The 22,089-nt window shown below is 74.4% G+C and carries 19 protein-coding genes; 13 read left to right on the top strand and 6 right to left on the bottom strand.

The features are described 5' to 3' along the window. Nucleotides 1-27 precede the first annotated feature (27 nt). Genes WMF42_RS14645 through WMF42_RS14675 form a run of 7 tightly spaced genes read left to right on the top strand, consistent with a single transcriptional unit; the run spans nt 28 to nt 7,665 of the window. Complete coding sequence (locus WMF42_RS14645; RefSeq protein ID WP_437692517.1) at nt 28-1,302, top strand: hydroxymethylglutaryl-CoA reductase, degradative; 1,275 nt, start codon at nt 28-30, stop codon at nt 1,300-1,302. Continuing rightward, nucleotides 1,299-2,030: a bifunctional demethylmenaquinone methyltransferase/2-methoxy-6-polyprenyl-1,4-benzoquinol methylase UbiE gene (gene ubiE, locus WMF42_RS14650; protein ID WP_437692519.1), complete on the top strand. Its 732-nt coding sequence runs from the start codon at nt 1,299-1,301 to the stop codon at nt 2,028-2,030. Before WMF42_RS14645 ends, ubiE begins: the two co-directional genes overlap by 4 nt. Before the next feature lie 27 nt (nt 2,031-2,057). After that, nucleotides 2,058-3,890, top strand: a complete 1,833-nt coding sequence (menD, locus tag WMF42_RS14655) for a 2-succinyl-5-enolpyruvyl-6-hydroxy-3-cyclohexene-1-carboxylic-acid synthase (protein WP_437692521.1) — start codon at nt 2,058-2,060, stop codon at nt 3,888-3,890. A gap of 52 nt (nt 3,891-3,942) precedes the next feature. Further along, nucleotides 3,943-4,083 carry a hypothetical protein gene (locus WMF42_RS14660; RefSeq protein ID WP_437692523.1) on the top strand — a complete coding sequence of 47 codons (141 nt, stop codon included), beginning with the start codon at nt 3,943-3,945 and terminating at the stop codon, nt 4,081-4,083. Beyond that, nucleotides 4,080-5,015, top strand: coding sequence for a 1,4-dihydroxy-2-naphthoate polyprenyltransferase (locus WMF42_RS14665; protein WP_437692525.1), 936 nt, complete (start codon nt 4,080-4,082; stop codon nt 5,013-5,015). Before WMF42_RS14660 ends, WMF42_RS14665 begins: the two co-directional genes overlap by 4 nt. Nucleotides 5,016-5,020: 5 nt before the next feature. Beyond that, the gene (locus tag WMF42_RS14670; protein ID WP_437692526.1) at nt 5,021-6,100 is read left to right on the top strand and encodes a mandelate racemase/muconate lactonizing enzyme family protein; all 1,080 of its coding nucleotides are present in this window, start codon (nt 5,021-5,023) and stop codon (nt 6,098-6,100) included. Beyond that, nucleotides 6,088-7,665 carry an AMP-binding protein gene (locus tag WMF42_RS14675; RefSeq protein ID WP_437692528.1) on the top strand — a complete coding sequence of 526 codons (1,578 nt, stop codon included), beginning with the start codon at nt 6,088-6,090 and terminating at the stop codon, nt 7,663-7,665. Before WMF42_RS14670 ends, WMF42_RS14675 begins: the two co-directional genes overlap by 13 nt. Here the strand turns inward: WMF42_RS14675 and WMF42_RS14680 are convergent. Then, nucleotides 7,662-8,138 (bottom strand): acyl-CoA thioesterase, encoded by a 477-nt coding sequence (locus WMF42_RS14680; protein WP_437692530.1) that lies wholly within the window; start codon nt 8,136-8,138, stop codon nt 7,662-7,664. The genes WMF42_RS14675 and WMF42_RS14680 overlap by 4 nt on opposite strands. A gap of 386 nt (nt 8,139-8,524) precedes the next feature. Between WMF42_RS14680 and WMF42_RS14685 the strand changes: the two genes are divergently transcribed. Together WMF42_RS14685 and WMF42_RS14690 are read left to right on the top strand one after the other, a co-directional pair. Continuing rightward, nucleotides 8,525-9,382 (top strand): hypothetical protein, encoded by an 858-nt coding sequence (locus WMF42_RS14685; protein ID WP_155798458.1) that lies wholly within the window; start codon nt 8,525-8,527, stop codon nt 9,380-9,382. Between the two features lie 91 nt (nt 9,383-9,473). Beyond that, entirely contained in the window at nt 9,474-10,292 is an 819-nt protein-coding gene (locus WMF42_RS14690) for a lysophospholipid acyltransferase family protein (RefSeq protein WP_061608838.1), read from the top strand. A gap of 22 nt (nt 10,293-10,314) precedes the next feature. On the opposite strand, the gene WMF42_RS14695 is transcribed toward WMF42_RS14690, so the two are convergent. Further along, on the bottom strand, nt 10,315-11,517 hold the full coding sequence (locus tag WMF42_RS14695) for a lipin/Ned1/Smp2 family protein (protein WP_437692532.1): 1,203 nt from the start codon (nt 11,515-11,517) through the stop codon (nt 10,315-10,317). 16 nt (nt 11,518-11,533) lie between these two features. Between WMF42_RS14695 and WMF42_RS14700 the strand changes: the two genes are divergently transcribed. The 3 genes from WMF42_RS14700 to WMF42_RS14710 all read left to right on the top strand — a co-directional run bounded on the left by WMF42_RS14700 (nt 11,534) and on the right by WMF42_RS14710 (nt 16,159). Further along, nucleotides 11,534-12,325, top strand: a complete 792-nt coding sequence (locus WMF42_RS14700) for a hypothetical protein (protein WP_437694275.1) — start codon at nt 11,534-11,536, stop codon at nt 12,323-12,325. A 44-nt stretch (nt 12,326-12,369) separates the two neighbouring features. Continuing rightward, nucleotides 12,370-14,562 carry a protein kinase domain-containing protein gene (locus WMF42_RS14705; protein WP_437692534.1) on the top strand — a complete coding sequence of 731 codons (2,193 nt, stop codon included), beginning with the start codon at nt 12,370-12,372 and terminating at the stop codon, nt 14,560-14,562. A gap of 109 nt (nt 14,563-14,671) precedes the next feature. Beyond that, on the top strand, nt 14,672-16,159 hold the full coding sequence (locus tag WMF42_RS14710) for a tetratricopeptide repeat protein (RefSeq protein ID WP_061608841.1): 1,488 nt from the start codon (nt 14,672-14,674) through the stop codon (nt 16,157-16,159). 12 nt (nt 16,160-16,171) lie between these two features. Here WMF42_RS14710 and WMF42_RS14715 read toward each other — a convergent pair whose 3' ends face one another. From WMF42_RS14715 to WMF42_RS14725, 3 genes are all read right to left on the bottom strand, one after another. Further along, nucleotides 16,172-16,936 carry a hypothetical protein gene (locus WMF42_RS14715; RefSeq protein ID WP_155798457.1) on the bottom strand — a complete coding sequence of 255 codons (765 nt, stop codon included), beginning with the start codon at nt 16,934-16,936 and terminating at the stop codon, nt 16,172-16,174. Nucleotides 16,937-17,082: 146 nt separating this feature from the next. Then, nucleotides 17,083-18,414 (bottom strand): NAD(P)/FAD-dependent oxidoreductase, encoded by a 1,332-nt coding sequence (locus WMF42_RS14720; protein ID WP_061608833.1) that lies wholly within the window; start codon nt 18,412-18,414, stop codon nt 17,083-17,085. 234 nt (nt 18,415-18,648) lie between these two features. Further along, nucleotides 18,649-19,155 carry a DUF2505 domain-containing protein gene (locus tag WMF42_RS14725; RefSeq protein WP_061608832.1) on the bottom strand — a complete coding sequence of 169 codons (507 nt, stop codon included), beginning with the start codon at nt 19,153-19,155 and terminating at the stop codon, nt 18,649-18,651. A gap of 221 nt (nt 19,156-19,376) precedes the next feature. Between WMF42_RS14725 and WMF42_RS14730 the strand changes: the two genes are divergently transcribed. Further along, nucleotides 19,377-19,817, top strand: a complete 441-nt coding sequence (locus WMF42_RS14730) for a response regulator (RefSeq protein WP_081426554.1) — start codon at nt 19,377-19,379, stop codon at nt 19,815-19,817. A gap of 32 nt (nt 19,818-19,849) precedes the next feature. On the opposite strand, the gene WMF42_RS14735 is transcribed toward WMF42_RS14730, so the two are convergent. Then, nucleotides 19,850-22,006 (bottom strand): protein kinase domain-containing protein, encoded by a 2,157-nt coding sequence (locus WMF42_RS14735; protein WP_437692537.1) that lies wholly within the window; start codon nt 22,004-22,006, stop codon nt 19,850-19,852. Nucleotides 22,007-22,089: the final 83 nt, after the last annotated feature.

The following is a 22,089-nucleotide window of genomic DNA, read 5'->3' on the forward strand; positions in this document are numbered from 1 at the left end:
AGCGCAGGCGACGCGCGGAGGCGCCCGATGAGCCAGAACGTTTCCAGCCGGATCAGCGGCTTCTACAAGCGGTGCCTCGAGGATCGGCTCCGCGCGATCCAGGCGCTCGGCCTGCTCGACGAGGACGCGCTCGCGCACCTCGCGAGCGGGGGCGGGCTGCCGACGGCGGTGGCCGATCGGATGTGCGAGAACGTCATCGCCACGCACGCGCTCCCCCTCGGGCTCGCGCTGAACTTCCGCGTCAACCAGCGCGACGTGCTCGTGCCGATGGCGGTGGAGGAGCCGAGCGTGATCGCCGCCGCGTCGAACGCGGCGCGCATGGTCCGCCTGTCCGGGGGCTTCTCCGGCGAGGCGGACCCGCCGATCATGACCGCGCAGGTCCAGCTCGACGACGTGCCGGACGCCGAGGAGGCCGCGCGCCGGCTCACGGCGGCGCGCGAGAGCCTCCTCGCGGCGGGCGACGCGGCGATCCCGAGGATGGTGGCGCGCGGGGGCGGCTGCCGCGACGCCGAGGTGCGCGTCCTCTCGGCGGAGCTCGGCGTGCTCGTTGTGCACCTCTACGTCGAGGTCGGCGACGCCATGGGCGCGAACCTTGTCGACACCGTGGCGGAGGCGGTGGCGCCGCTCGTGCAGCGCATCGCCGGCGGGACGCTCGGGCTCCGGATCCTCTCGAACCTGACCGTCCGCCGCCTGGTCCGGGTGACGGCCACGGTCGGCGACGACGCGCTCGGCGGCGCGGACGTGGCGAGCGGCGTCGCGCGGGCGAGCCGCTTCGCGGAGCTCGATCCGTACCGCGCGGCCACCCACAACAAGGGCTTCATGAACGGGCTCGACGCGGCCGCTGTCGCGCTCGGGCAGGACTTCCGCGCCATCGAGGCGGGCGCGCACGCGTACGCGTCGATGAGCGGCAAGTACCGGCCGCTCAGCACGTGGGAGCGCGTGCCCGGCGGGCTCGTGGGCCGCGCGGAGCTGCCGCTCGCCGTCGGCACGGTGGGCGGCTCGACCGAGGTGCACGCCGGCGTGCGCGCGGCGCTGCAGCTCGTGGGGGCGAAGGGCGCGCGCGAGCTCGCGGTGGTGCTGGCCTCCGTCGGGCTCGCGTCGAACCTGGCGGCGCTGCGCGCGCTCGCCAGCGAGGGCATCCAGCGGGGCCACATGCGGCTCCATGAGCGGAAGCGCGGGCTCGACGGCGCCCCGGCGGCGGGGAGCGGCGAGGCCGCCGCGCCGCCGTCGGGCGAGGGCAAGCGGTTCGCGCCGGAGCGCGGCGAGGGGCACCGCGCGGCGCAGGTGGAGGGCGGGACATGAGCCAGGTGGGGCAAGACGAGGCGCCGCGCGGGGAGCGCCGCGCGGGCAGCGGCGAGATGTTCGACGGCATCGCCGAGCGGTACGACCTCCTGAACCGGGTCATCTCGATGGGGCTCGATCAGGGCTGGCGGCGGCGGGCGGTGCGCTCGCTCGAGCTCGTCCCCGGCGCCACGGTGCTCGATCTGGCGACCGGCACCGCGGACCTCGCGATCGCGATCGCGCGGACGCACGACGTGAAGGTCATCGGGGTCGATCCGTCGCAGGGCATGCTCGCCGTCGGCCGCCGCAAGGTGGAGGCCGCGGGGCTCGCCGGGCGGGTCGAGCTCGAGGTCGGCGACGCGGAGCAGCTGGGGCTCGGGGACGCGAGTGTCGACGCGATCTCGATGGCGTTCGGGATCCGCAACGTACCGGATCGCGCGCGGGCGCTCCGCGAGATGGCGCGCGTCACGCGGCCCGGGGGGCGCGTCGCGGTCCTCGAGCTCAGCGAGCCGCGCGGGGGGCTCATGAGCAAGCTCGCGCGCTTCCACATCCACACAGTCGTCCCGTACATCGGCGGCGCGATCTCCGGGAGGGACGAGTACCGCTACCTGCAGGACTCGATCGCGAGGTTCCCCTCGCCGGAAGAGTTCGCGGAGCAGATGCGCGGCGCGGGGCTCCGGGTGCTGCGCGTGGAGCCGCTCACGATGGGCGTCGTGTGCCTCTTCGTGGCGACGCCGGGGGAGGGCTGAGGTGCCCGCGCGGGAAGGACGATCGCGGTGAGCGGCTCGAACCTCCACTCGGCCTGGGCTCAGCTCTTCGTCCGCGCGCTGGCGCAGGCCGGCGTGCGCGACGTGGTGCTCTGCCCAGGGTCGCGCTCCACGCCGCTCGCGCTCGCGGCGATGGAGAGCGGGGAGGTGCGGTGCCACGCGGTCATCGACGAGCGCGCCGCGGCGTTCTTCGCGCTCGGGCAGGCGCGCGTCACGGGCCGCCCCAGCGTGTTCGTCTGCACCTCGGGCACGGCCGGCGCCCACGCCCTGCCGGCGATCATCGAGGCGCACCAGAGCTTCACGCCGTTCATCGCGGTGACCGCCGACCGGCCGTGGGAGCTCGCCGACGCGGCGGCCTCGCAGACCATCGATCAGATCAAGCTCTTCGGCGACCACGTCCGTCACTTCGCCGAGATCGGGCTGCCGGATCCGTCGCCGCTCGCGCTGCGCGCCGTGACGCGCATCGCGGCCCAGGCGGTCTCGCGCGCGCTCTCGCCCACGCCGGGGCCGGTCCACATCAACGCCCGCTTCCGCAAGCCGCTCGAGCCGGTCGAGGTGGCCGGGCCCGAGCCGTGGCAGGCCGAGTGGGAGGCGCTGATGCGACGCGCCGGTCCGCGGGTCGTGTCGGCGCGCGCCGCGGTTGACGCGCGCGCGCTCGACGAGATCGCCGCGCGCTGCGCGCGCGCGGAGCGGGGGCTCATCGTCTGCGGTCCGGCCCCGAGCCGCGAGGACGACGCGCGGGCGCGCCGGACGGTGCTAGATCTGTCGCGGGCGACCGGCTTCCCGGTGCTCGCCGAGGGCACGAGCCAGATCTACTTCGGCGGCGTCGCCGACGGCGTCGTGATGCCGGCCTCGTTCGATTCGTTCCTGCGCGCGCCCGAGTTCCGTGCGGCGAACGCGCCCGACCTCCTCCTGGAGATCGGCGCCCCGCCGACATCGGCCGGGTACGCGACCTACATCGCCGAGCACGGGGGTTGCCGCCGGTTCGTGGTGTCCCCGCACGGCTGGAACGATCCGACGAGCGCCGCGGCAGCGCTCGTCATGGCCGAGCCCGTGGACGTGTGCGAGGGCCTCGCGGCGCGCCTCGCCGGGGCGGCGGGGGACCTCGGGCGCGCGCGGAGGGAGTGGGCCGCGTCGTTCGCGCGCGCCGGCGAGCTCGCGGCGGCGCTGGCCGCGCGCGCGTGCGCCGGGGACGAGCTCACCGAGGGCGAGGTCGCCCGGGCGGTGGCCAGCGCGTGCCCGGAGGGCTCGCTGCTCGCGATCGGCAACAGCATGCCGGTGCGCGATCTCGACACATACTGCCCGCCGTCGGCGCGCGCGCTGCGCGTCCTGCACCAGCGCGGGGCGAGCGGGATCGACGGCCTCGTGTCGGCCGCGGCCGGCGCCTGCGCCGCCGCAAGCGAGCCGGTCACGCTGCTGCTCGGCGATCTCAGCCTGCTGCACGATCTGACCGGCCTGCTCCTCGCCGCGAAGGTCGCGGGGGAGCGCGGCGCGCCGCTCGTCGTCGTCGTGGTCCAGAACGACGGCGGCCGCATCTTCGAGCACCTCCCCATCGCCGGGCGAGGCGCGGATCTGCTCGACCGCGGCTTCACGATGCCGCAGCACCTCGATTTCGCGCCCGCGGCGGCGATGTTCGGGCTCGCGTACGATCGCGCCGGCACGGCCGAGGGGCTCGCCCGCGCCCTCGCCGCCGCCCACCAGCGGCCTGGCGCGACGCTGATCGAGGCGGTGGTTCCGCCCCACGACGGCGCCGCCCGCGTCGGGCGCCTCTGGTCCGATGTCCGCCGCGCGGTCGCCGCGCTGATCGGCGGGCCGGCGGCGGCCGATCTACAGCCATCATGAGCGGCGCGCGCGCCGACAACCCGAGCCTGCGGAAGGAGAGGGAGCCACGGTCATGAGCCAGGTCAACGCGAACAGCAGCTCCGGAGCCGAGGACTTCACGCGTGAGGCGTCCGGCGAGGCCATCGCGCCGCGCGGGGGCGATCGCTCGGCCGCGGGCGGGCGGCGTCGCTGCGCGCAGGGGAGGGGATCATGAGCGCGACGGCGGCCTCCCAGGCGGCCGGGGCGGCGGTCTCGACGGGCGTGCGGCCGGGCTCGTTCCGGGCGTGGCTCCTCGCGTGCCGGCCGGCGACGCTCACCGCGGCGCTGGCGCCGGTCATGGTCGGCACGGCCGTCGCTTACGCGCTCGGCGGCATGCGGCTCGGGCCGGCGCTGTCGGCGCTCGCGGGCGCGATGCTCATCCAGATCGCCACGAACTTCGCGAACGACGTGTTCGATCACGAGAAGGGCGCCGACACGCACGAGCGGCTCGGCCCCACCCGCGCCGTGCAGGCGGGGCTGCTCACGCCGCGCCAGGTGCGCGTCGGGCTCCTCGTCACGATCGCCCTGGCGCTGCCGTTCGGGGTGCACCTCGCGCTCGTGGGCGGGTGGCCCATCGTGGCGATCGGCGTCGCGTCGATCCTCTCCGGCGTCGCCTATACCGGAGGCCCGTATCCGCTCGGCTATCACGGCCTCGGCGACGTCTTCGTGTTCGTGTTCTTCGGCCTCGTCGCCGTCTGCGGGACGGCGTTCGTCCAGCTCGGCTCGGTCCCGCCGCTCGCGTGGGCGGCGGCCGTGCCCGTCGGCGCCCTCGCCACCGCCGTGCTCGTCGTCAACAACGTCCGCGATCGCGACACCGACGTCGTCGCCGGCAAGCGCACGCTCGCCGTCCGCTTCGGCCGCAAGGCGGGCGTCCTCGAATACGCGATGCTCCTCGCGGTCGCCTACGCCGTCCCCGTGGCGCTCGCCGTGGGCGAGGGCCGACGGTGGACGCTCCTCGTCGTCGCGACGTTCCCGCGCGCCGTGCGCCTGCTCCAGGTGCTGGCGACGACCGACGGCCGCCCGCTCAACGAGTGCCTCGCCGGGACGGCGAAGCTGCTGCTCGCCTACGCGCTGCTCTTCTCGCTGGGGCTCGCCGCGGGGCTGTAGGGATCATGCGCGTCGCCGCCGCCAGCCTTGAGCTCGTCGAACTCGAGGGCGCGCGCCGGGGTCTCGTGCTGTCGATCTCCGACGAGGACGGGCGCGTGGGCGTCGGCGAGGCCACGCCGCTCCCCGGCTTCTCGCCCGAGTCGGCCGACGACGACCAGCGCGCGCTCGCCGAGCTGCCAGGGGCGCTCGGCCCGATCGATCTGCCCGGCGGCGCGCCGGGCGCGGCGCCTGCGGCGACGGTGCTCGCGATCCAGCGCGCGCTCGCGCCGCTGTCCTCGCGGCTGCGCGGCGCCCCGGCGGCGCGCTTCGCGCTGGAGACGGCGCTGCTCGACCTGCTCGGCCAGCGCCTCGGCGTTCCGGTCTCGGCCTGCCTCGGCGGGCACCGGCGCTACGAGGAGGTCCAGGTCAACGGGCTGCTCACGACGTCGTCCGCGCTGCCGGAGATGCTCGATCGCGCCCGCGCCCTCGCCGTGCGCGGCGTCGGGACGATCAAGGTGAAGCTCCGCTCCCGCGGGCAGGAGGGCTTCGCGCGCGATCTCGAGGCGCTGCGCGCGCTCCGGCGGGAGCACCCGGCCGTCGAGCTCCGGCTCGACGCGAACGCGGCCTGGTCGCTGGACGAAGCGCCCCGCCGGCTCGGCCTGCTCGCGCCGCTCCGCCCGCGCTTCGTCGAGCAGCCGGTCGCGCCGGAGCTGCTCCACCACCTCGGCGCGTGCGAGGTCCCATGGGCGGCGGACGAGTCGCTCGCGGTGGAGGGCATGCCGGAGCGCCTGCTCGACGCGGAGGGCTGCGCCGCGTTCATCCTGAAGCCCGCGATCCTCGGGCTGCTGCGCGCGCACGAGCTCGGCTGCAGGGCGCAGGCGCGCGGCCTCGGCGCCGTGGTGACGCACCTCTTCGACGGCCCCATCGCGCTCGCCGCCGCGTGCGAGCTCGCGCTGTCGTTGCCGCGCGCTCCGCTGGCGTGCGGCCTCGACGCGCACGCCGGCCTGGAGGCGTGGCCCGCGATCCGCGTCCCGCAGCTCCACGAGGGCGGCCTGATCGCGGCCAGCGATCGGCCGGGTCTCGGGGTCGGACGATGGAGGGCCTGAGCCTCCTCGACGCCGCGCGCGACCCCGCGGTCGCGGCGCGGACGGCGCTCGTGCACGGCGGCGGCGACGCGGACGCGCCGCACGCGCTCGACGTCCCCGGCGTCCGCGTCGGCCCCGGCGGCGCCCTCCGCTTCGGCGATCTGGCGCCCGCGGTCGCCGCCGTCTGCGCGCGGCTCGCCCGCGCGGGGGTGGGGCAGGGGGCTCGCGTGGCGCTCGTCGCCCCGACCGCGCTCGGGACCGTCGTCGTCCTCCACGCCCTGCTCGCGCTCGGCGCGGTCCTCGTCCCGATCCACCCGCGGCTCACGGCCGGCGAGGCGAGCCTCCTGATCGACGACGCGCGGCCGGACCTCGTGCTCCGCGAGCCCGAGCTCGCCGCCCTGCTCGACGACGCCGGACGGGAGCTCGCCGCGCGCCGAGAGCGCGGGCCGCGCGCCGCCGAGGCCATCGAGATCGCCCGGGCCGCCGGCGTCGTACCGCCGGATCCCTCGGGCGATCTCGCCATCGTCTACACCTCGGGCACGACCGGGCGCCCCAAGGGCGCGGTGCTCCCGCGCCGCGCGTTCCTCGCCGCGGCCGAGGCGAGCGCGGCCAACCTCGGCGTGCGCGACGACGATCGCTGGCTGCTCTGCATGCCGCTCTGCCACGTCGGGGGCCTCTCGATCGTGACGCGCTGCCTGCTCGCGCGGCGCGCCGTCGTCCTCGTGCCCCGCTTCGATCCCGCCGCGGTGCTCGCCTCGATCGCGCGCGACCGCGCGACGCTGCTCTCCGTCGTGCCGACGATGCTGCTCGCGCTGCTGGAGGCCGACAGCGACAACGTCCTCGCCCGGCTGCGCGCGGTGCTCGTCGGCGGCGCGGGCGCCCCGGAGCGGGCGCTCGGCGAGTGCGCGCGCCGCGGCGTCCCCGCGCTCACCACGTACGGCCTCACCGAGGCGTGCTCGCAGGTCACCGTCCAGCGCCCGCGCGATCCGCGCACCCGCGAGCCGGGCTCCGGCGCGCCGATCTCCGGCGTCGAGCTGCGCATCGCGGGCGCCGGCAGCGATGGCGTGGGCCGCATCGAGATCCGCGGCCCCGTGCTGTTCCGCGGCTACCACCGCGGCCCGGAGCGCGCGCCGGAGCTCGTCGTCGACGGCGCCGGGTGGTTCAGCACCGGGGATCTCGGCGCGGTCGACGCCGCCGGGCGGCTGCACGTCGCGGCGCGCCGGAGCGATCTCATCGTGACCGGCGGCGAGAACGTCTACCCCGCCGAGGTGGAGCAGGTCCTCGCGTCCTGCGCGGGCGTCGTGGGCGCGGTCGTGTTCGGCGTGCAGGACGAGCGCTGGGGCCAGGTGGTCGCCGCGGCGATCGTCCCCGACCACGGGGCGCCCGGCGCGATGGACGGGGCCGCGCTCCCGCCCGCGTTGCTCGACGACCTCGCGGCCGCCGTCGCGGCGCGCCTCGCCCCGCACAAGCGCCCGCGGCGCCTCTGCGCGGCCGCGGCGCTCCCGCTCACCGCGGCGGGCAAGCTCGATCGCGCCGGCGCGGCGGCGCGGTTCGCGGCCGCGCTCGCGCCGTTCCCGCCGCGCTAGCGCGCCGCCGCGCCGGAGCCGCCGCCCGGCGCGGCCGCCCCCAGCGCGCTGCGCAGGTCGTCCGGGAGCGGACACGGAACGAAGCGCGCGCCATCGATGCACACGTGCACCGTCTGCCCGACGGCGGCGATCCCGCCCGCCGTCGTCACGCGGTAGCCCACCGTGAACGACGTATCGCCGAGCTTCGGCGCGAGCACCTCGACCTCGATGGTGTCGCCGAACCGGAGCGGCAGCAGGTAGTCGGCCTCGGCGTGCACGAGCGGCAGCTTGAGCGCGCCGCCCGCGATCAGGCCCGGGAGGTCGATGCCCCGCTCCTTCAGCGCGATCATGTACGCGTCGCTGAAGTACTCGAGGACCCGCGGGTAGAAGACGATGCCGGCCGCGTCGACGTCCTGGAAGCGCACGGAGCGGCGCTCCACGGCGAGGCGCGGCGCGGTCTGCTTGAGCTCATCGACGCTGAACGCGCGCTTCATGCGCGGCAGGCTAGCGCAGGCGGCGCCGCGCGCGTCGCGCGGAGAGCCGAGCGCCGCAGCACCCGCCGGCCCCCGGCGCCGGCGCGAACGGCGACCGCGCCGGCAGAGCAGACCCTCGTCGCGTGGCCGGCCTGTCCCTTTCTGCTCGCCGCCGCCCGTTTCGCGGTCCATGCTCGCCCCCGATGGCTGACCGATGTCCCGGCGGCCTCGGGGCCGTGTCCCGCAGGCCGGGGCGCGCCGCCGCGGAGGATCGCCAGAGGTGCGCGAAGCGACGTCGCGGGACAGCGGCGCCGCGCGGTCGCGGCGCGGTCGCAGCGCTCGCTTGCCTCCTGGCGGCGTGCTCCGCGATCGCGTGCGAGCCTGCGCCGACGTCGACCCCGACGCCGATGCCCTCCCAGAGCCCGCCCCTCGCCTCGCTCGCGGCGCTGCCGCGGCCCCAGTCCGCAGAGACCCCGGCGCCGACCGGCGCGGCGCATGCTTCGAACCCGCTCGGCCTCCCGGCGTACCCGGTCAAGCTCGACCCGGGCCGCCGCGTGTTCACCTTCTCGGATCGGATGCTCGCCGGGGCCAGGCTCGGATCGACGCTCGTTCTGTACGCAGCGACCGTGGTCGGCTTCGAGGGCGACGATCTGATCATCGAGGCGAAGGGCGGCCCTTCCTACAAGGTTCACCCGGGCTACGTCGTGGCCGTGCCCGACGTGCCCCGGCTCCGTCCCCACGATCCGGTGCTCACGGAGTGGAACGGCGTGATGAAGCACGCCGTCATCACCCGCTTCGTGAAGGACAAGCTCGAGGTCCGCTACACCGACATGGACCCGCGCACCCCGCTCGCGCAGCTCAAGGGGGTGCGCTTCGTGGTGCAGACCGAGGGGCTCGTCCCCGGCAACTTCGCCGCATGGAAGGACGGCGAGACGTGGCGCCACGTGCTCCTCGTGTCGCGGCTCGGCGGCCCCCCGGCCGACCAGGGCGCCGTCCTGACGTCGCTGGCCACCAGCTCCGCGCGGTGGTTCGCCCTCGGCTACGGCGGCGCCGCCCTGATCGCCGACGAGTCGGCGCTGCGACCCATCCCGATCAAGCCGCGGCTCAAGATCGGGGCGAGCGTCTGGGCCGAGTGGGTGGGCACGCTGCGCCCCGCGGTCGTGCAGAGCGCCGAGGAGACCGGCCTGTACACCGTCAAGTTCGAGCGCGCCGGGCGGCCCGTCACCGTCGGCTGGGGGCTGCTCACGCCGCCGCTCGGCCCGTAGACGCAGGCGCACAGCACGGCGGCCAGCGCGGCGCAAGTGCGCAAATCGCTACGCGTTTTCGCCACACAGCGAGAGTGGTAAACGCTGTAGTATGGATCTCAAGAGCGCATGGCTGGCGACGCGACAATGGGTCCCGTTTGCCGTCAGGACCATGGCCTATGGCACTGTCTCCCTGACGCTGGGGCCCCTCACGCCGCGGCGCTCGGCGAGCCTCTGGGCGATGCGCCGCTGGTGCCAGGCGAGCGCGCGCGGACTCGATATCGACATCGAGGTGAGCGGCCTCGAGAACGTCCCTTCCGGGGTGTTCGTCTACTGCTCCAACCATCAGAGCGTGCTCGACATCCTGGCCCTCGGCGCGGTGCTCCCGGGCGATTTCAAGTGGGCGGCGAAGCGCTCGCTCCTGAAGATCCCTTTTCTCGGCTGGCACCTCCAGCTCGCGGGCCACGTGCCGGTGGATCGCACGGTCGGCACCCGCGCCGCGGCGGAGGCGATCGCGCGGTTCGAGCAGGTGCTCCGGGAAGGCAAGCCGCTGCTCGTGTTCCCGGAGGGGACGCGCAGCGAGGACGGCGTGCTCCGGTCGTTCAAGAACGGCGGGTTCTACGCCGCCGTCCGCGCGGGCGCGCCCGTGGTGCCGGTCGCCATCGACGGCACGCACCTGCTCATGAAGAAGGGCGCCATCGACACGGGCGACGGCACGATGCGGCGCGTCCGCGTCCGGATCGGCGCGCCGCTCACCGTGTCCCCGGACGGCCGCGAGGGCGCGCGGGTGAACGACCTGCGCGAGCGCGCCCACGCCGCGGTGAGCGAGCTGCTCCGATCGATCGGCGGCCGCGTGGAAGCGCCGGCCGTCGCTGCGACCGCGTCGGAGCCGCCGGCGAGCGGCGTCCAGACCGAGCAGGCGCCCGGCTGACGCGCCGGCGCGCCGCCCCGGATCAGTCGCAGAGGCTCGGGAGCTCCTCGATCTCGTCGAACAGCTCGGCGTAGTCGTCGATGCGCCGACCCCCGTACGCGTCGTCGTCGAACTGGTAGAACACGCGCCGGCCGAGGGGCATGATGCCGGCGTTGTCGTAGGCCTCGGCGTCGGTCTCCGTGTTGCCGAAGGCCCAGGCGAGCCGCATCTCCCTCTGGTCGAAGAGCTGCTGCAGCTCCGCTGTCTTGTACTCCGCGGCGCTCCGGCCCAGCGCGCCGGTCAGGCCGAGCGTCGTGTGCACGATGCCGGGCGGGAAGCCGTAGGCCTCGAGGAAGTCGCGCGTGCGCTGCACGAGCCACTCCGGCCGCGCGGTCAGGTACATCGGGCGGTAGCCCTTCGACGTGAGCAGGTGGAACGCCGCCGTGGCGTGCGGGTGCACGTTGGGCAGCAGGCCGGTGAGCAGGGTGGCGAACTCCTCCGTCTCCGTGCCGGTGAGCGTCCCGTCGACGTCGCTCACGAACATCGGCGTCCCCCGGGGGACGACCTCGATGAAGAGCTCGGTGCTCGACAGGTCGCCGCGGACGACCAGGTGGACCCGGTGCCTGCCCGGACCGAGCCGCTGCGCTCCGGGGATCTCGAAGTAGACGCGGCCGCCGCTGTCGCTGACCCCCTCGACGTCGGCGTGCGACGAGTCGCCCTCCGTCGTGGTCGCCGAGCCGAGGCGCTCCCAGGCGCCGTCGCAGCCGCGGAGCAGGTAGATGTCGACCCGCTCGCCCTTCAGGTCCTTGTCGGTGAGCCCGTAGGCGAACTTGCCGAGGATCCACTGCGGATCATCGGGGGCCAGGTAGAGGTCGCGCCCGCGGTGGTTCGGGCTCCCCGCGGCCGCGATGAGGTACGAGGTCGGGTGGTTCCACGAGAGCTCCTCGCCGGAATCCGGCGGCGCCGCGTCGCACGCCGGGGGCGGGCCACAGAGGACGCCCGCAGCCCCGCCGCTCGAGTCATCGCCGCCCTCGCCGTTCGAGACATCGCCGCCGACCGACAGCTCGCCGCCCTCGCCGCTCGAGTCATCGCCGCCGCTGCCGCCCTGGTCTTCTCCGCCGTCCGTCGACCCGCCGCCGCCGCCGCCCTGGCTCGATGTCCCGCCGCCCGTCGGCTCGTCGCCGGGCGTCCTCCCGAGCGTCGCGTCGGCCGAGCCGCAGCCGATCGCGAGCGCTGTTGTGGCCATAACAAGAAGAATCTTGATGTGCATCGCGCCCGAGTGTGGCCGACTCGCCCCCGATCGAACAACGGCCTTTCAGGGGGCCGACGCCCTCGCTGCTGTCGCGTTCGACCCTTGCGCGCGGGCCGGACTCCGGGCAATCGTAGCTGCCCCAACGATGCCCAAGCCCAGCCCGAAGTTGCTGCTCCGCCACGCCGGTGACTACCTCAAGGCTCACCCCGAAGAGATCGTGAGGGCGCTGCGCGGCGCGCTCGGCCTGCGCTTCGGCGTCCCGATCGATGCGCTGCGCTATCTGGCGCGGGAGCTCAGCGGCGGAAAACGTGCGCCGAAGGACATCGTGATCGAGGCCGCGCCCCCCGGCCTCCGACTCGCGCTCACCGTGAAGGCCATGGGCGCCCCGATCCGGGCCTCGTTCGCCGTCTACGCCGAGGAGCTCGATGTGGGCGCGGACGCCGTCCGCGTCGGCCTGCGGATCGCCGACCTCAAGCTCCACGTGATGGGCGACGAGAGCTCGCCGATCGCCGGGCTCATTAACTCGGGGGCGATCGATCTGAACAAGCCCGGGAACTTCGTGTCCTTCATGCCAAAGCGGCCAGCCGCGCTGATCGACGCGAAGGATGACAGGATCACCCTGGATCTGCTCAAGATTCCGGCGATCGGCGGCAACCCGATGGTCGCCCGCGCGCTGCGCATCTGCGCGCCGGTGCTCGGCGTTCGTGCGCTGAAGACCAAGGATGACCACCTGGACGTGCACCTCAAGGCCACCCCCTCCGGGGTCCCCGCCGCGATCGCCGCGGCACGAGCGGGCGTCTGAGGCCCTTTCCGGTGAGGGCTCTCGCCCGCTAGACTGAGGCGCGCATGTCTCGGCTCCCAGAGCCCGCGCCGGCCGCGCTCTCGCTTCAGTTCCTCGCCGAGATCGCATCCGGGGCGACCACCCGCGTCGATCTCTGCCGATCGGTCGGTCCGATCCGGCCAGGGGAGCTGCTCGCCGTCAAGCGGCTGCACCCGCACTTCGCCGAGGATCCGGCGGTGTCCACCCGGTTCTTCGACGAGGTGCGCACGACCGCGGCGCTCAAGCACCCGAACGTCGTCGAGGTCGCCGGCTGGGGGAACGACGAGCAGGGGTCGTACTTCGCCGTCGAGCTCGTGCAGGGCGTGAGCCTCGCGCGGCTCATGAAGACCGTCTTCGACACGGGCGAGGTCTTCTCCGAGCGGCTCGTCGTCCACATCGGCGCGACGCTCTGCCGCGGGCTCGCCGCGGCGCACGAGCTCCGCTCGCCGGCCGGCGAGCTGCTCAACCTGGTGCACCGCGATCTCACGCCCGGCAACGTGCTCGTCGGCTTCCAGGGCGAGGTGAAGATCGCCGATTTCGGGCTCGCCAAATCCTCGCTCCGCGTGATGACCACGGCCGTCGGGGCGCGCCGGCGCGTGACGACCTACATGGCCCCGGAGCAGGCCCGCGGAGGCCCCGCCGACAAGCGCTCCGACCTGTTCTCGCTCGGCGTCGTGCTGTTCGAGCTCTTCTCGGGCAAGCACCCGTGGCCGTCGTCCAGCGACTACGAGCTCCTCCGGGCCCTGACGACGCAGCCCGCGGCCGACCTGCGGGAGCTCCGGCCGAAGATCGACAAGGAGCTCGTGGCCATCGTGATGCGCTGCCTCGAGAAGGACGCGTCGTCGCGCTTCCAGAGCGCGGACGACATCCTCGCGCGGCTCGAGGGCTGGCTGCGCAGCCACGGGTACCTCGAGGGCAACGAGGAGGCGCTCGGCCGCTTCGTGCGGCGCAACGCCATGAGGCAGATGCGCTGGTTCGAGCGCGCGGTCTCCGGCGGCTTCGCGGGCGTCGACAAGGCGCCGCGCCCCTCGCTCTCGGCCACGACGGCGATCCCGCGCCGGCCCCCCGTGGACGCCGCGCGGGACAGGGGAGCGGGCGCCGCCGACCGGCTCCGCGCGAGCGGCGCGGAGCGCGCTCAGGAGGCGGCGCGCGCGCAGGAGCGCGTCCACGAAGAGGAGTCGACCGACTTCGATCCGCGCGGCGGCGGCGTCACGTCCTCCCCCTTGCCGTCGAGCGCCACGACCCGCCGCGTGGACATCGCGGACGAGGGCGCGCGCCTGCGCGGACCGATGTCGTCCGACGCGTCCGACGAGAAGACTGTCGTCGTCGGGGGCAACGGCCGCGGGCGCGCGGACCCTGCGTCCGCCAGCTCCGTCAGCGGACGGCATCGCAACAGCCAGCCGTCGTACGGCTCGATCACGTCGCTGGACAGCGAGCCGCGCCCGCCGTCCGCGAGGCCGCCGCAGCTCGATCCGCCGCGCTCGACGACCGCGGTCACGTTCTCCGCGGAGCGCGACGCGGGGGCTGTCGCGCCGGCGCACGGCGCGCACGAGGGCGAGAAGGAGCTCGACGTGGAGGTCGACCGCCTCACGACCGAGGCGATGCGGCTCCGCGAGGAGGCGCGCTTCGCGGTCGCGCACGCGGAGCGCAAGCTGGCGGTGGCCAAGGTGGCGGCCCACGTCTCGTCGATCGCCACCGAGGCGCTGCGCCTCGCCGCGAGCTCCGGCGCAGAGCGCGCGTCGCGCCGCCTCGACGAGGCGCTCACGCTCGAGCGGGCGATGCACAAGGCGATGTCGGCGCCGCTCACGCTGGCGCCCGAGGCGGCCGCTGGACCTGTCGCGTGGGGCAACGAGCAGCACGCCATCCTGGCCCAGCTCGGCCTCGAGCACCTGGCGTCGCCCGCGACGTCGCGGCCCCCGGACCTCGGCCAGCCCCCGCAGAGCCCCCCTCCCGCGCCCCCGGACCCGAGCGCGGCCCCGCGGATCGCGACAGCGGCCCCCGCGACGAGCGCCGCTGCCGGGGCCGTCGCCGCGCCGCTCGTCGTCCAGGGCGGCGCGTCCGGCGTCGACGTGCCGAGCAGCCCGCCCAGCTCCGTGGACGCGCTCGCGTTTCAGGCGAGCATCCGGCCGATGCTCCTCGGCGTGCCGCGCACGATCGTCGTCGCCGTCGCGGCGGCGGCGTTCGCGGCGTTCGTCCTCCTGGCCTGGCTCTATTCCTGAAGCGCCGTCCCGGCGCTCGCCGTCGCGCTCCGCTGCGTCTCCGCCGCGCGGGCGCGGCGCCGAGAGGTCGCTTGATCCCGGCGGGGAACGGCGGCTACCGTCCTTGATCATGAGCGAGCAAGGCGACTGGGTGCTTATCGGCCTCGACGAGAACACGGCGCGCCGGCAGGGGATCCCCGCGCGCATGCCGGTGCCGCGGGGCGAGTTCGAGGGGCTGGCCGACAAGGGGCTCGGCATCGACGCCGCCCGCAAGTGGATCAAGGACTTCCTCACGAACTCCGAGCCCGGCAAGAGCGGCGTCTGGCGCAAGCAGAACAGCGCGCTCGTCTCGCAGTTCGAGGCCTTCCTCGACAAGGCGCCGGTCTGGGAGCGCGCGCAGAAGGCGTTCGGGGAGCGCGACTACGAGAAGGCGATCTCGGCGCTCAAGCGCATCGTCACCATGGACCCCGACGACCACGCCGCGCGGCTGAACCTCGCCTCGGCGCAGGCGAACATCGGCGATTACCCCGCGGCGCTGAAAAGCTTCCAGGCGATCCGGAAGACGTTCCAGGGCGACGCCGACTACCACGTGGCGGTCGGGCAGGTGCACCTGGCGATGCAGAAGAAGGACGCCGCGCTCGACGAGATGGTCCTCGCGCTCGAGGCGAAGCCCGACTGCCAGCCGGCGCTCGACGCGATGGTGCAGCTCGGGGTGCTCGTGCCGATCTACGAGAACCCGCGCGACGCCGCCTCGCTCGTCTACGTGCGCTCGGACGCGGTGCTCGAGTACCTCGCCGGCCAGTGGGACGCGGCGCCGCGCGACAGCGCTTTCTACCTGGAGCAGCTCGCCTACCACGAGCGCGAGCTCCGTCACGACGTCGCGCTGGCCGCCGCCGAGCGCGCCGTCGCCGCCGCGGAGGGCGCGGGCGTCGAGCGCGCGCAGCTCGCGCGGATCGCCGCGCTCCGCTCGCTCGGGCGCGTCGACGAGGCGCTCGCCGCGGCCCAGGCCTACGTGAAGGACGCGCCGTCCTCGTCGGGCGCGTGGGTCGAGCTCGCGAAGTGCCTCGCGCAGGCCGGCCGCGGCGAGGAGGCCCCCGCCGCGATCGAGCGCGCGCTGGAGAGCGACCCCGGCGACCTCGCCGCGCTCTCGCTCCGGTTCTGGCCGGCCGATCCCGCGGACATCCAGAAGGTCAACGAGGCGATCCCCGCGCTCGCCGCCTTCGCCGCGGCGCACCCCGAGAGCGCCGGCGCGCGCCGCTCGCTCGCCCGCGCCGAGCTCGTCGCGGGCCGCATCGACGACGCGCTCGCCGGCTTCGCGTCGGCCGTCGCGCTCGCGCCCGGGGACGACGATCTCAGGGCCGAGTACTGGAGCGAGCTCGGGAAGCAGCAGCGCTACCCGGAGATCATCGCCGACGCCGCGAAGCTCTCGGACCTCGCGAAGCGCGACTGGAAGCTGCGCTGGAACGAGGCCGAGGCCTACGCCGCCCTCGGCAAGAACATCGAGGCGCGCGCGGCGTTCTCGGCGATCAACTTCGACGAGTCGCTGCACGTCGACGTGCGCCGCCGGGCCAAGCGCGCGGTCAAGACGATGGACGAGACGCCGCCGGTCGTGACGTGAGGCGGCGGGCGCTCAGAGCGAGCCGGAGACACCGAGCCCGAGGGTGTCCGCCGAGACGATCGGCTTGACGGACAGGGAGACATCGTTGCGGACGAGCTTCTTCTCGGGCGCCGCGATGCCGCCGATGAACATGGCGGCGCCGGCGACCTGAGCGAGCCCGTCGATCATCAGGATGAAGACGCCGCCGCCCTTGGCTTCGGCGGTGCCGATGGTGATGAACGGGCCGGCGAGCGGGATGTAGAGCGGCATGTAGCTCGCTCCGCTGCCGCCCTGGGCGCGCTCGTCGGCCTCCGCGACGAGCCCGACCATCGCCGAGAGCACGTAGGTGACGCCGAACGTCACGGCGCCGCCGATGATCAGCCCGCGGCGCGCCCTCGGCTCGACGCGGTAGCCCTCCGGGATGGCCTGCCCTTCCTCGTAGTTCATGATCCTCGGCCCGACGGGGGGAGCGCCGGCGGGCGGGGCGTACCCGGGCGGCGGGGCGTACCCGGGCGGCGGGGCGTACCCGGGCGGCGGAGCGTATCCAGGAGGCGGGTAGTAGCCGGGCTGCTGCCCGTAGGGGGCGGGAGCGCCGTACGGCGCGGGGGTCCCGTACGGGGCGGGCTGGGCCTGGGCGGTGCCCGGAGGCGCGGACGCGCTCGCCGGAGCGGACGCCGCAGGAGGCGCCTGCGCGAAGGCGGAGGAGGCGCTGAGCAGGAGCGCGGCCAGAGGGGCAGCGCTGGCGAAGAGGGCTCGCGAGAGGTGCGTCGTGGCGCCCTGTCCGGGATGAGTTCGCATGGTCAATGACGCTAACGCAGCTCGCGCGCCAACGTCCAGATGAGCGCAAGCGGCCGCTGTGCGCGCCCGTGCTCCACGCGCTGTTGCTCTCGGGTGGTGTAGCCGCGCAGGAGCTCGCCCATGAGGCACAGCGGCTGAGCGTGACGCTAGGTGCGCGCGTGCTCGGGCATCGGCTGGCCCCTGGCGGCCCCGTCGTCCTTGCGCGGCTCGAGCTCCCGAACACGCGGGGCCTCCAGCAGGGGCGGGGTCTCGCCCGTGATCAGCCGCGAGGCGCGCTCGTAGGTCAGGTACGACAAGGCCCACGAGAACAGCACCATGAACCGGTTGCGGAAGCCGATCAGGAAGAGGATGTGGATGAACAGCCACGCGAGCCACGCGATGAACCCGGACAGCTTCAGCCTGCCGAAGTCGGCCACGGCCGCGGCGCGCCCGATCGTCGCCAGGGATCCCCGGTCGCGGTAGCGGAACGGCAGCCGCGGCTGCCCCCGCAGCGCGCGCGCGATGTTGCGCGCCGCGTGGCGCCCCTCCTGGATGGCCGCGGGCGCCACGCCCGGCACGGGCGTCCCGTCCTCCTGCTTCAGCGACGCGAGGTCGCCGATGACGTAGATGTCCTCGTGGCCTGGCGCCGTCAGGTCCGGCTGCACCAGCACGCGCCCTGCCCGATCGAGCGGCACGCCGAGGGTGCGGGCGAGCGCGGACGCCGCCACGCCCGCCCCCCAGAGCACGGTCCTGGCCTCGATCCGCCGGTCGCCGATCGATACGCCCTCCTCGTCGATCCCGGTGACGCGGCAGTTCGTCCGCACGTCCACGTTGAGCGCCGCGAGCTGCCTCCGCGCCTTCTCTCCGAGCTCCGGGACGTACGACGGCAGCACCTGTCCTGCCCCCTCCAGCAGGATGATGCGCGCCTCGCACGGGTTGATGTGCCGGAACTCGCGCACGAGCGTGTGCCTGGCGAGCTCCGAGAGGGCCCCGGCGAGCTCGACGCCCGTGGGGCCGGCGCCGACCACCACGAACGTCATCCAGGCGTCGCGCCGCGCCGGGTCGGTCTCGCGTTCGGCCGCCTCGAAGGCGAGGAGCACGCGCCGGCGTATCTCCAGCGCGTCCTCGACGGTCTTGAGCCCCGGCGCGAACTGCGCCCACGCGTCATGGCCGAAGTAGGAGTGCGACGCCCCGGCCGCCACGATCAGCGTGTCGTAGCCGATCTCGCCGTCCTCGAAGATCACCTTCTTCTGGGCAGGGTCGATCGCCGTCACCTCGGCGAGGAGCACGCTCGTGTTCTTCTGCTTGCGGAGGACGCGCCGGATGGGCGCGGCGATGTCGCTCGCGTTCAGCCCCGCCGTCGCGACCTGATACAGGAGGGGCTGGAACGTGTGGTGGTTTCGCCTGTCGATCACGGTCACGCGCACCGGCTCGCGCCGGAGCGCCCGCGCCGCGTAGAGGCCGCCGAAGCCGGCGCCGATGATGACCACGTGCTCCATGCCCGGGGCCCTGCTGCACGCCCCCCTGAACGGCAAGAGTCGACCCTGCCGATCTCTCGTTTTCGCTTCGAACGTCCAGGCTCGTGTCCTCGTCAGGACACGGATGGACGGCGAGACGGTCGCTCGCCGGCATGCCCGTTGGTCGGGAGTCGCCTAATGATCTGTCGGGAGTCGCCTTCTTCGGCGGGCAGGTGCGCGCGGCGGGGTCGGGTCGAGCGGCCCGTGCGGAGGCGGCTACACCGCCTTGCCCTGGGCGATCCATTGGTTCATGGCGACCGCGCTCTGCTCCCACCCTTGCCGCAGCTCCTTCTCGGCGGTGCTCTCGATCAGGCCGCCCACGCCGAAGACCTTCGCCTCGATGACGAGCTCGGCGATCCGACGCGTCTTGTTGTCGCCGATCGCCTCGGCGCGCACCACGCCCTCGTTGCGCATCTTGTCCGCCAGGGTGCTTGGCGTCAGCTTGAAGGTCCACACCTTCGTCGCCTTGTTCAGCCTGCCCTCTTCGGTGTAGCGGAAGCCGGAGCCGAGCAGCTTCTCCACGGGGCCGGGCAAGTTCATCTTGGGCTTCCCGGCCGACCTCCGGACGATCTCGCTCTCGGTCTCGAACTGCTCCGTGATGGTGTACTCGGGGAAACCGAGCTCCTTCCTGTAGAGCTCCTCGTTGAAGGTCTTGTCCAGGAACAGCTTCCAGAACGTATCGATGTTGCAGTTGATCTCGTTCGTGACGGTGAACTTGCCCATGGATGGTTCCTTTGCGGTGCTGATGCGGTCTTCCCCCGCGTGTACCCCACCCCGTCCGTGGCGTCCATGTCCGCCCTCGGCCCGCGGACATACGTGCTGCGCTGACGGCGCGTCCGTCTCCGCTGCGCGCGCTCGATGCGGCGGAGACGCTCGCTGCGCGTGATGCGGAAATCTGCGCCGAGCTTCCAGCGTTTCCGTACCCGTGCGAACATCATCATGCTGTGACGTGCATCCTCGTCATCGACGACGACGCTGCGATTCGAGGCATGTTTGCGCGCGCGCTCCGTACGCTCGGCGACGTCGAGGAGGCCAACGGCGGGGCGCCGGCGCTGCGGCGGCTCTCCGCGCGCAAGTTCGAGCTCGTGGTGCTCGACCTGCACATGCCGCTCGTCGACGGCTTCAGCGTGCTCGATTCGCTCTCGGCCAAGGGGGCGCTGAACCGGGACACGCCCGTGTTCGTCGTGACCGCCGATGAGTCGCAGCAGGCCCGCATCCGCGCGCTGCGGCGTCACGCGATCTTCCTGCTCTCGAAGCCGGTGCACCTCGCAACGCTGGTGTCGCTCGCGGAGTCGTCTCTGAAGAAGGCGGCGTCCCGCGTCACCCCGACACCGCCTTCGCCGCTCCCCGACAAGTCTCAGGTTGACAGGCCGAAGAAGGACTGAGCGCCCGCTGCGCCGAGGCGGGCTGGGCGGCGTTACCGCGGCGCCAGGTCGAGGTTCGGCGGCGGCGCGGGCGCGCGCGGCGGGGCCTGGCCCGGAACGGGCGCGCGCGGCGGGGCTTGCGTGGGGCCCGGCGGGCTCGGCGGCGACGCCGGGGGCCGCGGCGACGGGAGCCCGGTGACGCCCGGCGTGGGCATCGGCCCCGGGACGCGCGGCGCAGGGGCGACCGGGTACGGCATCGCCGGCGTGGGCGCGGCGCCGGGTTGCCCGCTCGCGCGCGGCGCGGCGGCGTCGGCGGGGACCTCGGCGCCGGCTCCGGCGTCGGCGGGGACCTCGGCGCCGGCCCCGGCGTCGGCGGGGATCGCCGCGTCGGCGACCACCTCGACCCCGGCCGCGTCGGCCGGCGCCGCGGCGTCGGCGACGGGCTCGATCGGGGCCGCCACGGCGGGCGCGCTCGCGTCCTGCGCTGTCGCCGCGTCGGCGGCGGCGTCCGGCGGATCCAGGGTCGGCCCCGGCACCGTGGGGATCGCGAAGGGCGACACCAGGGAGCCGAACGACAGGCCGCGGGAGCGCCGGATCAGCAGGAGCGCAACGACCGCGGCCAGGCCCAGGATGGCCAGCGTGAGCAGCGCGGTCCGGACGAAGGACCCCCTCGCGGAGGCCGGGCGCGCGCGCCGCTCGGGGATCGGCGCGCCCGCGCCCGTGGGATCGCCTGCGTGCGCCTCCGGCCCCGCGTGCGTCGGCGGCAGGCCCAGCGGGAGCGGCTGAAGCCCGGCCGCGAACTCGAGCGGCGAGGCCGTCGCGTCCGGGTGCGACTTGCGGGTCGCGTCCGGGTTCGACTTGCGCATCGCATCCGGGCTCGACTTGCGCGTCGGGTCCGGGGTCGACCGCCGCGAGCTCGTCGGCCCCGGAATGCGCGAGCTGGCCGGCCCCGACATGCGCGAGCTCGCGGGACCCGACATGCGCGAGCTCGCGGGACCCGACATGCGCGAGCTCGCGGGACCCGCCGCGGACGAGGCAGGCGCCGCATCGGACGACGTCCCGTCCTCCGTCGCTTCCGGCCCGTCCTGCAGGATCGGCAGCATGGAGATGCGCCGGAGCATCACCTCCGTCGCGTCCTCGGGCCGCGCGGCCTGCGGCCGCTGCGGGTGGGCGCGCTCGGCGAGGATCCGGTCGAGCTCGTCGATCGCCTGGTCGATCCGCTCCTTGCGCGCCTCGGCGACCCCGGGGAGCAGATCGCGCACGAGCTGGCCGACCTGCTTGTCGGTGTAGCCCTCGCGGACCGCGAGGCTCACCTGCTCGAGATCGCGGCGCAGCTCCGCGGCCGTCTGGTACCGCTCGTTCGGGTTCTTCGCGAGCGCCCGCATGATGATGCGGTCGAGCTCCGGGTGGACCTCGGGCATGATCTCGCGCGGCGGCTGCGGGTTGCGGTTCGCGATCTGCTGCATCGCCTCGAGCGGGCCCTTGCCGCGGAACGGCGTGTGGCCCGTCACGAGCAGGTACAGCAGCACGCCCATGGAGAAGAGATCGCTGCGGCGGTCGAGCGCCCCGCCCATGACCTGCTCGGGCGAGAAGTACCCCGTCTTGCCCTTGATCGCGCCGACGCGGCTGATCTGCGCGCGCGCCCGCGTCTTCGCGACGCCGAAGTCGACGACCTTGACCATGCCGTCGAAGGTCACCATCACGTTCTCCGGCGTGACGTCGCGGTGGATCAGGTTGAGCAGCTCCCCCGTGTCGTCGCGGACCTCGTGCGCCGCGTGCAGGCCGGCGCACGCGTCGATCATCACGTGGAGCACCCAGCCGAGCGGCAGCAGCGCCCGCTTCGCCTTCTGGTTCGAGAAGATCTTCGCGATCGGCGCGCCGTCGATCCACTCCATCGCGAGGTACGGCCGGTCGCGGACCTCGCCGTACGCGAGGATGTGCACCACGTTCGGGTGGAGGATGCGCGACGCGGTGCACGCCTCGTCGAGGAACATCGCGCGCGCGTCGTCGTCCCCGCGCATCGCGTCGGACAGCAGCTTGACGGCGACGATCTGGACGGAGCCGTTGGGCCGCCTCAGGCGCGCAGCCCACACGGCGGCCATGCCGCCCACGGCCGCAGGGAACAGCAGCTCATAGGGGCCGATCGTATCGCCCGGCTGGAAGTTACCGGGGTCGTCGTCGTTCCAATCACTCCACGGATCTTTGGCCACGCGCTCCCCCACCATGTCGGAAGACGTGCAGCGCGACAAGACCTGGCGCTCGGCACCGTCCTGCCGCTCCGCTGCGCGGCGCC

It is taken from the genome of Sorangium sp. So ce176 (assembly GCF_051519835.1).
GTDB classification, from domain to species: Bacteria; Myxococcota_A; Polyangia; order Polyangiales; family Polyangiaceae; genus Sorangium; species Sorangium cellulosum_G.